Raw genomic sequence first — 12,575 nt, 5'->3', positions numbered from 1 at the left:
CCGGTTCGCCATGACGATGGGCCGCCCGCGCCCCTTGTTCCAGCCCACCTGCCCTGGGAGAGCGCACATGCCTGACGACGAGCTTCAGGTCCACGACTCCGCAGAGCCGTCGAACGAACCGTCCGACGACCTCGGCATCCCGGTCATTCTCGACGTCGTCGCCTTGGCCACCCACCTGATCAAGCGTGGCGTCGCGCTGACCACGAATCAGCTCGCCGTCGCCGCCTACCGGGTGCCCGGCGATGACATGCCCGTCCTGCTCGACACCCTGCACCGGCACCGCCTCATCACCGACCACACGCTGAGCGGCTACGTCGGGCTCGCCTGGTCACACGCCGAACGACCCGACCTCGCACTCAGCCGTGACCGCTGGCGGACGCTGTTCACCGCCGCCGGCTACACCGAAGACGGGCGCCGCGTCCCGCGCCCCACCCAGCCGCTTCGGCTCTACCGAGGCGCGTCGCCGACCGCCGCGACGACTGGTCCTGGACCGAATCCCGCCACGTTGCCCGCACCTTCGCCGCCGGCGGCTTCGGCAACCGCCTGCCGGGCGCGATCTGGACAGCCCTCGTCGAACCCGAACGTCTGCAGGCCTGCAACACCGACCGAGACGAAGCCGAATACGTCGTCGACACCGTAGGCCTCGCGATCAGCCCAGTGTCCGGCGGCATCGTCCTGATCGACTCCACCGCATGAGAACCCGCGTCCCAACCTGGAAGCGGCGCATGCCAGACCGGTACGAGGAGCACCGGTCACCGGCACCCTCGGGACCCCTCAACCTCTGAGACCTCCAGCTACGGTGGTGAACCGTCAGGCACAGAAGCATCCGCGGGGTCGTTGTGGCCATGCAAGAAGATGGCGGTGTGCCTATCGCGGACCCCCAACAGGAACTGCTGACCTGGCTACATCGCGTCAGCGACCTTCTGCCCCCGCAGGACCATTTCACGTATCCGAACACCGAAGCCATGCTGATGTCGCTCGGCCGGTGGTTCACCCCGGCACCACTCCCCGCCCGACGGACCCGTGCGTTCACCGGGACCGATCGATGTCGTGCCGCTCTGTGATCCACCGAGCGAGGGTTTCGAGGTAGCCGGAGGCCAGACCGGCGTCACCGTTCACCTGAACGCGGTGGTTGGCGTGGGGAAACACCTCAACGGTCAGTGTGGCCCGAGGATGGCGATCGGGATGACAGGCGGCCGCGGCGAACAGGTGGATGCTGTCGGCCACCGGAACCAGTTCATCGGCGCCACCGAAGATCGCCAGGTGCGGACAGCGCAGGCGCAGCGTGTTCGGGATCGGATCGTGGTCTTGCTTGCGCTTGGTGAACTCCCAGAGGCTCTCGTCCATCTCGGCCCAGTACTCGCTGAACAGATCGTTGACAGCAGGAGAGATCGGGGCGGACCGGACCAGTCGTGTCGCTTCGGCGAGGTCGGCGTCGCGCCGACCGGCGTCGACGAGGCGGTCGTACGCGGCCAGGGCTGCGTCGACGTCGTCGGACGTGACGCCGGCCCTCTGCCGCAGTGCGTTGGCCAGCGCGTACCGGTCCTGAGCGGCGGGTGTCATGCCGGGGCAACCGTTGGTGACCACCCAGGGCACATCCTCTCGGGCCGCCGCGGCGCACAGGACGACCCAGCCGCCTTCGCTGTGCCCGAACAGTCCTGTGGCTTCGCCTTGCACTCCGGGTTGTGCACGGAGAAAGTCCAGGGCGGCGACGGCGTCGACCGCCAAGTCGTCGATGGTCGCTGCGCGCCAGTCACCGGAGGATGCGTCGACACCGCGCTTGTCGTAGGACAGCACAGCGATCCCAGCTTCCACGAGTTGTCGGCGGATCGGGGGAAAGTGAGTGTCGTTGTTTCGGTCCGATGGCCCGGACCCACTTACCATGACCACGCCCGGAGCCGGAACACCACGATCGGGAACAGCCAGCGATCCCGCCAACACCACCCCAGCGCTTGAGAAAGTTACCTCGCGTACGAGCTCATCGGCCACCATCAACCCAGTATCCGGATACCAGGCATGAGGCGCACTCATGCCGCGATGAGCACGTTCTCGGCCGTCCTCCACGCGAGACAGCGCCGACATCAGTGGAGCGTCACGCTGGTCAACTACCACGCTCAACTGGCCAACTCAGCCGCTCAGTCACAGCTATCTGGCGGAGAGAACAGCCGATATGACATACAGGTTGGTTCGGCCGAACCAACCGACGGTGTGCACCTCCCGAAGAGGTAATTTCACCCGTCGCAATCATGTACCCGGCGACGGTGCCGTCTGACCAGGAGCGACTGGTCAGACGGCACCGGATCCGAAGATGCGGTCGTAACGTCCTTTTATCCGCTGCCGGACCAGAACGGCCACGACGGTGAACACGACAGCCGATGCTGCGAGTGAGCCGAGTAGCCACCACGGCCAGGTGTACGGGGTGCGCCCGGTGACGACGACCGAGGGCCCGCCGGGCACACCAGTGAGATCAGCCGAGGTCAGTACCACATCCTCGGGTTTGAGCAGATCGTTGTGGGCGCGGAAGTCCTCCAGGCTGGCGAAGCTGCGGCCGGTCCGGTCCACGGCTTTTCCGGAACCGGGCGCGAGGTAGAGCGTGAGGAGTTCGAGGGTGCCGTGTTCGTGTTTGACAAGCAGTGACCGCGCGTACGGCATGTCGCCGTCGGTACCAAGCGCCCGGCGGACGTCGTCGTTCAGGTCGCACTTGTCGGACGGCAGCGGGCCACGGGATTTGCCGTCGCCGCATCGGAACGCGCCCAGCAGGACGCTGTCGAACCGTTCGAGGTGATAGTTCGCCCGAAGAAACGTCAGCCGCTCCTCGCTCGACATAGCTCCGGTGAACCGGTCGTTCTTCACCGACGTCGAGCGGAGGTACTCACCCATCATGGCGGGCTCGGACGGCAGCTTCTCCGGTGAGCTGCAGGCGGCCAGGATCAGCACGGCGCAAACGACCAGAAGCAGGCGACTGGGGCGCACCCGGCAACTATGTCGGGGGTTGGCAGGGACCGGTCCCGCGTTCAGGCAAGCCCCGCTTCGACGTGCTCGTCGCTGTCATACAGCGACGACGCTCATGGCGCGTTGCTGTTGGCCAACTTCACACTCAACTGGCCAACTCGGCCGCTCAGTCACACGTCGATGGCGTGTTCGAGTTGGGCTCGTCGGCCAGGCCCGGCGATCACCCTCGAAGACCTCCTGGACATGCTCACGAAGCACCGCATCGCGATCGACCTGCGCTGAGCCGCGCGCCTGCCACAGCCACATCATCTCGGTCCAGCTCGACGAAAGACGGCTTCGCCCAGCGGCACTCGGACTTCGCTGCCGACCATCACACGTATCCCTCCCGGAGGGCGGTGCGGCCATCCCTCATGCCGATGACGCGAGGGCGCTCCGGCAGGATAGTGGCATGCCAGCGCACAGGTACATGCCGAACGAGTTGTTGGGCAGACTGGTCGGGTCTCGGCTGTACTCAGTGAACTTCGTGCACGACTACGTCCAACTGCAATTCGATCGCCCCTGCGGCGATCAGCCCATCCTCACCTGCGACGCCATGCCGACGGTCACCGTCGCCAACGGCACGTACACCGACGGCAGCCCCGGCTACGCCGACGCACTGCGATCCCTGAACACCGCAACGGTCGTCTCCACCAAGGAAGCGACCGGTACAGGACTGAGCCTCGAGCTCGACACAGGCAGTCTCGCCCTGCACCCGACGCCGACCGAACTCACCGGACCCGAGATCGCAAACCTGACCGGCTTCACCGACGGCCAATGGATGTGCTGGCGCCCAGGAGAGGACTCCTTCGAAGACCTCGCTTGAGTATCCGCTTCTGCCGCGTTGAGTGCGTTTCGGCCGTTCTCTCCGCGAGACATCGCCGGCAGCGACGGACCTTCACGCTAGCCAAACTGGACGGCGCTCAGTCTCAACCGCGACCCCCGGTGACAACCAGCGTGGTCAGTCGGTGACAACAAGCGTGAGCCGATTCGGCCGAATCCACAGGATCAGACCCACAGCAGGTGACAGATATCGTGGTTCGTCACACTGACCAAGCGCGGATGGGACGCGCGGTTCTGGGATCCGGACGACCCGCGGCTCGGCGAGCTGGCGTCCCGCGCTGGCGGACAACCTGCTCACCAACCTCGAGCACCTGGCCCTGCCAACGGACTACCGGCCCGGCCCGATGACGCCACCCGCTGCGAGCTGATCAACCACCTCGAAGACCAAGCGACCTGGGCACGACTAGATACGCTCGTCGAAGCCAAACTGCGCGCCGCGGGCATACCCATCCCACACCAATGACCGCAGTGGCACCCCTGCCGAATGACGACAGCGCGCCTTGCCGTGGATTTCGTGCTAAGACGTGCACGAGGGCACGCGATCCACGATCCGAAGTACTGCGACGGAGGCAGTACCGTCGAGCCGACGGCGGGTTGGGCGCGGCAGCAAGTGCGGCGCCGAGCAGTTCTCCGGTTTCCTCGTCGCGATATTGAGCGATCGGGGATCCTTGCAGGGCATCCTTATCAGTCATCGGTACAGCGTCGGGAGCGATGTCGGTGAAGCTGCGCAGGCAGAGGTCGAGCACGTCCCGGCGTTCGGTGTCGGTGTCAGCCATGGTGATCACGGGTGGAGTCTTTGTTACCCGCTTGCGCGTTTGTGGGCTGGTTCCAGCCTGGTCTCCGAGTTGGCACCGGGCACGTCCATTCGTCCGGTGTTTCGTTCCGCGGCCGGTGGCCTGCGGGCGGGGCCCTGTTCCACAGGACCGTCGAGCAGGGCCTGCCGAACTGACCTGACACGAACCTTCTGGCCGCTCACCACCTGCAAGGCAACGGGACACGGGCTCGCTGTGAAAGCACGCCCAGGCGCCCGCCAGGCGCTTCTCGGCGCCCTCGTCGACCACCCCGTTCACCGCCAGTGTCTCACCGCTCCACCGGATCGCGGCGCCCCACTCGGCACCGGTTCCGTTCTCGATGGAGGTTTGGCTCAGGAGGCGACACGGTCCGCAGCGTGGACTACCGCCTCCGCTCAGTCCTCATTGAGAAGGTGGCCTACCCGCCGTAGAGCGTCGCATAGCCGACCTCTGCCGCCTCCGCGTGCCGAGCGACCAGCTCATTCATCGTTGAAGAACTCATCCAATAGATCAAATAGTTTGTCGACAGCGGCGGCGCTTTGCTGATCTGTCAGTTCTCGCAGCTTCGGCAATGCGCCATCAGGATATATCTCGCATAGTACGAGAAAGGGCCAGTATAGTTCAGGCCTGCCCTTTTTTCGATCGACAAGCCATTCATGAAAAGACTTCATGAGCGTGCTGCCAGCGCACGCCTCGTACCCCGAAATAAAGCTGCAAAGCTCCAGGTAGCTTCGATACATCACGTACACGCCGAGATGCTTTCGCAGCTCTGGAATGAACTCGCGAAGAGAATCCACCGCGTCACCTAGTTCCTAGAATCCGAAGTCAAGATCATTGGGTTCCCACTGCTCTTTCCACTCGTCAATCGACATCCCGTTGTCCCCCGTGTACTGGTCGTAGACTCGACCATCCTTCACGACGACCGTGTGATGAAACCAGACCTCCTCATCTGGATCCAACTTGTAGCGACTTCCAATTGGCCTGGCACTTCCGGCAGGACCGGTAAATGTCTTGATCTCGCCGCCAATTCTTTTATGTGTTTTCTCGGCAAACTCATCACAACCCGCATTGTGCACAAGAACCGGCGAAGTGCCGGCCAGTACATAGTACGTGTGAATGTCGTCTATCGCGAGGTTGTGGACCGTCTTCTGCGCGACGTGATGACGAGCGGCGGTGATGACGACCGGGGGCCCACCCGCGACTTGCAGACGTTGGCCACCGACCAGGCTGTCGGCATTGATCCACCGTTTTCGGTCGTCGCTCCAGAACGGGTGCCCGTCGGTGGCGACGACGGTTCCGGTCTCGTCGCCGGCGTCGCCGTCGTTGTCTACGGTGACGGCGACAAGGTTCTTCCGCCCGGATCCGACGATGGTAGCTGTCACCGGCTTGACGGCCGACCGGCCTGTTTCGGGATCTTTGGCCGCGACTTGATCGCCGATCTTGATCTGGTCGATGCGTTTGTAGGTTCCGTCGCCCATCAGCACGAGCGTGTCCGGCAGAAAACTGTTGTCCGTAGGGCACCTGTCGGCAGGCGTTGGGTTCGGAGCAGGGTTAGACGGTGGTGCGGTGGTCGGTGGGATCGGTGCCGCGCTGGTGTCGGGACGGAGTACTTGCTGCTGACCTGGCGAGCGTTCCGGCTGGGCGGTGCCGGGCTTTTGTATCTGGGGATTGGGTTTGACTGGCCGCAAGCCTGCAGGTTTTCGGCCAAAAGAGCCTGTTCCGGGAGTGTCGAAGCCTCCGTGTGAGTCGACAATTCGCTGGACTGTAGGCCACGCTTCGTCGGATGTAACGTCTTTGCCCTTATTCAGCCGAATCGCCAGCGCTCTGTCTTTGAAACTATCGCTGCACTGGACCGCAGGCGCGGAGAAGATTCCGCCTTGGCAAGCGCGCTCAATTGCTCCCGCGGTATCTTCTGCCACCTGTTCGGGGGTAACGCAGCCGTTTACGGGTGTACACTTGCTACCTGTTTTGATCTGCTTGAGCTCATCGTTAATGGCGGGAGCGAGGAGTTCGATCGGCGGTGAATCTTCGTCTAAGTGAACACCGTTGATATCGACTTCGCCGGTCTGTGGATTGGTGTTCTTCAGCTGGTTTGGGCCAAGACGTTCCACGCGCTTGACTTTCCGGGCAGCGGGTGGCCTGTATGTTCTGTTGGTCTCCCGTGCCTGCTCGAGCAGTGTGGCCGTCTTTTGGGCATCGTCGGCGAGATCTCTGGTTGTCTCCCATGCTCGCACTGAGCCTACCGGCCCGTGGTCGCGATGATCGGCCAGTTCCTGGGCCTTGAAACGTGCGTCGGCCGCAATCAGTTCGGCACTTTCCGCGGCCCGTGTTGCCCAGCTGTCCTTTTGCTGCTGGCGCCAATGTTTCTTGGGCTCTGGTTGTTGAAGGATCTTCTTATCTGTGCCGGTGAGGTCGCTTGGTGTTTGCTTTTCCTGTTTCGTCGACCTTTGCGATGAGGTGTTGCGATCTTTAAGCCAGTCGTCTTTGCCGCCGGTCAGATGTTGGCGGGGTTGCTTCTTCGCCTCGGCCTGTTGCATGATCTTCTTGTCGGTCCCTGTCGTCTGGGCCGGGCGCTTCTCCTTCTGCACCGGGTTGCTGTTGTTGTCCGCCTTGTTGATGGGACGTTTGTCGTCGTTTCCGCCCGGCGCGGAAGACGTGTGTTCTACTGGAGCAGTCGACTTCTTTTCCTGTTTTACGGGCGCCTTTATTTGCTTCTTTACCACTACTTTTCCCACTTTTGCGGGTGAGGCGTTCACCGCCTTGATGTCCTTCGCCGGGGCCGGCGGCCGCGCCGCGGGCGAGCCCGCCGCGTCCGCCGAACCGGTGCTTAGCACGCCGAACGCCGCCGTCAGCAGTCCGCCGGTGACCGAGTACAGAACTGCTCGTCGAAGATCAACCTTGGTGTTTTTCATCGGTGCGCCTTACTTTCCGTCACGGACGACAACACGGACCTGTCAGGGCTGGTTCTGGTGATCGTGCGGCTCTGGCCGGGCTTTACTTGCGAGAAGTCGAGCGAGACCGAAACCTTGCCGTTGTGGTGGTGGATCGGCTTCGGCTTGAAGGTCGGTGGTGGCTTGTTCGGCACCTGCCTGGGTCTGATCAGCAGCTTCCCGTGCTTGAACTTGAAAAGTTGCGCGTGCAGGTGCGCGTCCACGGCCTGGTGCTTGAGGAGGTCGGCCTTGGGCTGCGCCTGCACGAGCCATGTCTCAAGCGCGGTCTCCTGAGGCTGCGCGACGATGCGGATCGGCGGAACCGCGACCGGGGTGGTCGCCAGCGAGCGCATGTCGAGCGACTCAGTCGCCGCAGCCGTCGCGACGGGCTTGCGCACCCGCGGGTGCGTGGTGTCACGTCGCGGCCCCGAATCGGTGAAGATCGCGACGGCGGTGACGCCCACGCCCGCTGTGACCAGGCAGGCGGCGCCGTATACCGAGGCTCGTTTGATATTCATTCGCTTCCGCCCTTCGAATCGGCGGCCATGCTGTTCACGACCCGATCGGCGAGGATCATTCCGGTAGGTGGTTCAGTCGCGGTTCATTCCTAGTGCTGTCGAGGTGGCGGAGTACCTCGCTCGACCGCGACCGGCGCTTCGTTGTCCGCGCGCGAGCACCAAGCCGAACCGCGGCGATCAGCGAACTCGATCGACGAGGTCATCGCCGGCGTGTCGGGCCGGAAACACCGTTACTGGGACAGTCCCCAGCCTGCGCGGCGCTGCTGGCCATCGGCGATCAGATCCTGACCCTGGCAAGCCCGGAAGACGTTCGCGATCGAGTCCGCGCCTTGGTTCCGGACAACACTCGCCGAAACAGCCGCGCTTCCTGGAGCCGCAGCATGTTCAGCCCAGACAGTGCCTACTCTCCATTGCTACGGCAGGCTTGCGAACCACTCGTACGCACGTTCATCCGCACCTCGGGAAGCCACACGCGGCGCGCTCCTGTCCGCCGCGCTCGATTCGGGCCCGAGCACATCCCAGCGTTACTGCCCGCGGACTGGCAAGAGCGGCACTTCGGACACACCGCCGGCGTCAACCCCGCGCTGCTGCGCCGAACCGCAGCCGTCCGACTAGGGCGTGTCCTGGGGATCTTCATCTGAGGTGGAGGACGATGCAGGGCGAGGATGATTTCGGCGCGGTGGTAGGCGGCTCGTTTGGCGAAACGGGTTGCCAGGCCGCGGAATTGTTTGAGTCGGTTGAAGCAGCGCTCGACGACGTTGCGGAGCTTGTAGAGTTCGGGGTCGAAGGCCGGTGGTCTGCCACCGGCCTTGCCCTTGGCTTTGCGGCGGGTGATCTGGTCGGCGCGTTCGGGGATGGTGGCCTTGATCCCGCGCTCCCGTAACGCTCTCCGGGTGCTGGGGTGGGTGTAGGCCTTGTCGGCCAGCACCCTGCCCACCCGTACCCGCCGGCCATCCACGTCGATGTCCCGGATCTCGTCCAGCAGCGGCAGCAGTTGCGGGTTGTCCCCGGCCTGGCCTGGGGTGAGGATCACCGCCAACGGCAGACCAGCGGCGTCGACGGCCAGGTGGAGCTTGGTGGTCAGCCCTCCGCGGGAGCGTCCGAGGCATTCCCCGTCGATGGCGAGGTCTTCGATCCAGTCCGCGCAGCCCCTTTTTTCCGGGCACCCGCGGCGTGCTGGTGGGCCCGGACACTCGTGGAATCGACACTGATCACGAACTCGATGTTGTCCTCCAGTGTCCCGAGTGAGTCGTCTTTGACGATCACGTGTTCCAGGATCCGGTCCCACGTCCCGTCCGCGGTCCACTTCCGCAACCGCTCATGAGCGGTCTTCCACGGCCCATACCGTTCCGGCAGATCACGCCACGGCGCACCCGTGCGCTCATGCCACAAGATCGCGTTGATCACCTGCCGGTGGCTCCGCCACCGGCCACCCCGCCGCCCCGACTCCGCGGGCAACAACGGCGCGATCACCGCCCACGCCTTGTCCGTCAGCTCACCACGACCCACCACACACCATCATCTGCACACGATCATGGAAAAGATCCGCAGGACACGCCCTAGTCCAGATGATCGCCGGAGGCTCTCTCGGAGAGGCCGCGCGATTCCTCGGCATCAACCCCACCGGCAAGCAATACGTTAGCGCCCAATACGTCCATCGCTGGGCACGCGACCAACCCGATCCTCACCAGTTCGACGCTGCGTTGCATGCCCTCGCCGACGAGCTCGACGCCGCACCAGATCTCCTCGACTACCAACGTCGACGCCGAGCGCTGCAGACCTGGGCTATCGACGCAGCCACCTGGGATGACCTCGTCTCCCGACTTCCACCCATCCCAGGGCCGCAACAGCCCGAACTCGGAGACCGCAAACGCCAGCTCGCATCCATCTACGTCTGGGTCCAGATCACCTCAGGCGAGCACCACTTCGCCCCGAGACTGATCGAGGACGCTCAACCGCCGGAAATCCAAGAGGCCTGGAACCTCAGCCGGAACACGATCTGGAGCCGCTTCCAACGAAACCAGCCACACCGGCACTACGTCGACCTCAAGCACGTACTTAACAAACACGCAAAACACTTGGCTGACTGCATCGATGGCCAGATGGGCACCGAACTGGCCAACTACCGTGTTCAACTGGCCAACTGAAGCGCTCAGTTACACGACGGCGGAACCTTCAAGCCGTCGCAGTGACAGATAGCGTGGTCAGGTGACAGATAGCGTGGTCCGTCACAGTCAGGTCGACGAACTCGCGATCGTCGAGCCGCTGTTCGAGCTGAGTCAGGAAGATGTCGAAGAGCTCCGGCGCCAGTGCCCTGGCCAGCACCAGGGCTTCTCGTTGGCTGGCCACGTAGTCGGGATCAAAGCCGAGATCGGTGAGCCGCTCCAGGATCGCAAGGGCGCGGTCGGGTAGCAGCAGCCGGTCGCCGTCGGCGAGCTGTCGCAGTGTGTCGCGCCGAGCGATCAAGTCGGCGATCCGGTCGGTGAGGCGCCGTTCGACGTCGACGAGTCCGGCGGTGAACTGCTCAGCGTCGGCGGGGTTCGTCGAGCAGCCCGTGTTGATGGTAGAACTATCGGTCGGGCATCCTGACCCGGACTGATCGATTCGAAACGGCACACGGCCGACCGGCAGCCCGGTCCGCCGCGGTCGTCGCCGCCTCGGCGTCGCCGCCCTTGTTATCTTTCCACAGCAGATCGAGGTTCGTGTCACGCGATAGCAGCCCGATACCGGCGAGCAATATACGACGACCACCCCCATAAGGGTCATACGCGCGCCGGTCAGAGGCTCGCGGCATCCACTCGATAGGGGCGAATGCCGACAATACTAATGCCCGCGTCAGTAGATTTGCTTCTCGCGGGACCAAGGCACGTTCAGCACTGTCCCGTATACCCGACGCCTTCGCCAATCAAGGAGAAATTATGCTCAAGAAGATCGGCATCGTCGCGGCCACCATCGCAGCCGGTGCCCTACTGGGCGGCGGCGTCGCTTCCGCCGACACCCCGGCCGGGCACAACCACGGGTCGGACCACAGCGGCCAGGTCGGACTGCTCAATCTGAACAACCTTGACGTCTTGCACAACGTCAACGCGACCCTGGGCCTCTGCGACAACGCCGTCAACGTGCTCGGTGTCCAGGTGCCCGTCAACAACTCGCTCAACGGTATCGGAATCCCGATCCTGTCCCCCGGCCAGCACCAGGCGAGCGGCCAATCGCCCCAGAACTGCGCGGCCGGCGGCATCGTCAGCGGCGGCTCGATCCAGGACAACTGACTTCCGTATTCTGACTGGATCGCGATTACCGCGACCCGCCGGTACGAGGTCAGCAGCAAGGGCCGCTGCCGACAAGCACCTGCCGAAACGCGAAAATAATCCTGCCACTTGGCCTTCGCGTTCCGACTAGGCCCCTTATGATCTCGTGTCAGCGTGGGTGGGATCGGCGATGCATTGACACATGCACGCCGATCTCACCCGCACGTCACGGGGCACAGGCCATCTTCCTGACTGACACGCCACAATCACTTCAGTGATCTCACAGACTGGTGTTATCGCACTGTGAGGACCCAGTACGACCCGAAAGCCGTCGATCCTTTGGACTCAAGTAGCGGACAAGTGCTACTTGCGGTGACAGACTCGAATCGTTTAACCCCGGCAGGGTCTCGAGGGACATGCCCGGTGTGATGCCGCCGTCTACCGGCACACCGGGCAGGTTCACACAGGCGTGAGTACACCGCCTGTCGAATTTACGGCTAGCTCCCGTTCAACTGGCGGAAGGGATGGCTTGGCAAGCCGTCGCCCCGGCCGGAATGGCACCGGGCCGAGTAGCCGGGCCATGACGAGAGATCCCGATCCAAGCCTGAATCACGCGTGATCTGTCAGTTCAGAACCGCAGCGGCCGCGCGGCTACCACAGGATGGTTGGAGCTGGTCGCGCGCCAGCGTGGACCTCACGAGCCGGTTGCGAGCTGTCGTGTCGCGCCCACAGCCCACTCACCTTCGAGCTGTTCCAGTGTCGACTCTGCAGCGGCGGACCCGGTCGTCGGCGACTTCATGCGTGGGACGGGACACGGCCCGTGGATACGTAGGACTGTAAGGACCAGCTGGTCACCGGTGAGCGCGCTCGGCACAGCGATGCCCTCGCACCGTCACGACGGCCCGGCAGGGCTCTTCCGACCGTGGTCGAGTAACCACTTGCGCCGCGCCGCACGGCACTCGTCCTAAACCGCGCGTAGTCCGGCTGAGCCTTCTCCACACCCAGTGCACGCCGTAGCCGGCGCACACCCCGGCCATAAGCGCCATCCCTGGCGCTGCAACCCACACCGCCGCCTCATCAGACACCACGGTCCCACCGGCCATGATCAGGGCCAAGCCGACGACGAGCAGCCCCAGTGAGTGACTGTCCCAGAAAGACATGGCCCCGAGCGCGACCACCGCCCCCCAGCACAACGAATCCGACAAGCAGGATCATCATCTCGCGAGTGTCCCGCGACGGCCGAGCAAGGCCCCCATC

10 protein-coding genes and 1 pseudogene are annotated in these 12,575 nt (G+C 64.0%); 4 read left to right on the top strand and 7 right to left on the bottom strand.

The window, feature by feature from the left end:
- The first annotated feature begins 67 nt into the window (after window positions 1-67).
- Window positions 68-640: a hypothetical protein gene (locus ACLJQ7_RS02630; RefSeq protein WP_410646500.1), complete on the top strand. Its 573-nt coding sequence runs from the start codon at window positions 68-70 to the stop codon at window positions 638-640.
- A gap of 389 nt (window positions 641-1,029) precedes the next feature.
- Here the strand turns inward: ACLJQ7_RS02630 and ACLJQ7_RS02625 are convergent, their stop codons facing one another.
- Both ACLJQ7_RS02625 and ACLJQ7_RS02620 read right to left on the bottom strand, forming a co-directional pair.
- Window positions 1,030-1,992 carry an alpha/beta hydrolase family protein gene (locus ACLJQ7_RS02625; RefSeq protein ID WP_410646499.1) on the bottom strand — a complete coding sequence of 321 codons (963 nt, stop codon included), beginning with the start codon at window positions 1,990-1,992 and terminating at the stop codon, window positions 1,030-1,032.
- Between the two features lie 294 nt (window positions 1,993-2,286).
- Window positions 2,287-2,973: a hypothetical protein gene (locus tag ACLJQ7_RS02620; protein ID WP_410646498.1), complete on the bottom strand. Its 687-nt coding sequence runs from the start codon at window positions 2,971-2,973 to the stop codon at window positions 2,287-2,289.
- A gap of 427 nt (window positions 2,974-3,400) precedes the next feature.
- Between ACLJQ7_RS02620 and ACLJQ7_RS02615 the strand changes: the two genes are divergently transcribed.
- Window positions 3,401-3,814 carry a hypothetical protein gene (locus tag ACLJQ7_RS02615; RefSeq protein ID WP_410646497.1) on the top strand — a complete coding sequence of 138 codons (414 nt, stop codon included), beginning with the start codon at window positions 3,401-3,403 and terminating at the stop codon, window positions 3,812-3,814.
- A gap of 1,287 nt (window positions 3,815-5,101) precedes the next feature.
- Here the strand turns inward: ACLJQ7_RS02615 and ACLJQ7_RS02610 are convergent.
- The 4 genes and pseudogenes from ACLJQ7_RS02610 to ACLJQ7_RS02595 all read right to left on the bottom strand — a co-directional run bounded on the left by ACLJQ7_RS02610 (window position 5,102) and on the right by ACLJQ7_RS02595 (window position 9,582).
- The gene (locus ACLJQ7_RS02610; protein WP_410646496.1) at window positions 5,102-5,419 is read right to left on the bottom strand and encodes a hypothetical protein; all 318 of its coding nucleotides are present in this window, start codon (window positions 5,417-5,419) and stop codon (window positions 5,102-5,104) included.
- A gap of 15 nt (window positions 5,420-5,434) precedes the next feature.
- Window positions 5,435-7,534 (bottom strand): polymorphic toxin-type HINT domain-containing protein, encoded by a 2,100-nt coding sequence (locus ACLJQ7_RS02605; protein WP_410646495.1) that lies wholly within the window; start codon window positions 7,532-7,534, stop codon window positions 5,435-5,437.
- Window positions 7,531-8,016, bottom strand: coding sequence for a hypothetical protein (locus ACLJQ7_RS02600; protein WP_410646494.1), 486 nt, complete (start codon window positions 8,014-8,016; stop codon window positions 7,531-7,533). Before ACLJQ7_RS02600 ends, ACLJQ7_RS02605 begins: the two co-directional genes overlap by 4 nt.
- A gap of 687 nt (window positions 8,017-8,703) precedes the next feature.
- Window positions 8,704-9,582, bottom strand: a pseudogene (locus ACLJQ7_RS02595) (IS5 family transposase).
- A 56-nt stretch (window positions 9,583-9,638) separates the two neighbouring features.
- Between ACLJQ7_RS02595 and ACLJQ7_RS02590 the strand changes: the two are divergent.
- Entirely contained in the window at window positions 9,639-10,217 is a 579-nt protein-coding gene (locus ACLJQ7_RS02590; protein WP_410646493.1) for a hypothetical protein, read from the top strand.
- Between the two features lie 28 nt (window positions 10,218-10,245).
- Here ACLJQ7_RS02590 and ACLJQ7_RS02585 read toward each other — a convergent pair whose 3' ends face one another.
- Window positions 10,246-10,686: a hypothetical protein gene (locus tag ACLJQ7_RS02585; RefSeq protein ID WP_410646492.1), complete on the bottom strand. Its 441-nt coding sequence runs from the start codon at window positions 10,684-10,686 to the stop codon at window positions 10,246-10,248.
- A gap of 302 nt (window positions 10,687-10,988) precedes the next feature.
- On the opposite strand from ACLJQ7_RS02585, the gene ACLJQ7_RS02580 reads away from it, so the two are divergent.
- Window positions 10,989-11,339: a hypothetical protein gene (locus tag ACLJQ7_RS02580; protein WP_410646491.1), complete on the top strand. Its 351-nt coding sequence runs from the start codon at window positions 10,989-10,991 to the stop codon at window positions 11,337-11,339.
- The last annotated feature ends 1,236 nt before the right edge of the window (window positions 11,340-12,575 follow it).

This window comes from Amycolatopsis sp. cmx-4-54 (assembly GCF_046548895.1).
In the GTDB taxonomy this organism is placed as follows: Bacteria; Actinomycetota; Actinomycetes; order Mycobacteriales; family Pseudonocardiaceae; genus Amycolatopsis.
The sequence above is the reverse complement of the archived record's forward strand: the minus strand, read 5'-3'. Positions and strand labels throughout refer to the sequence as shown.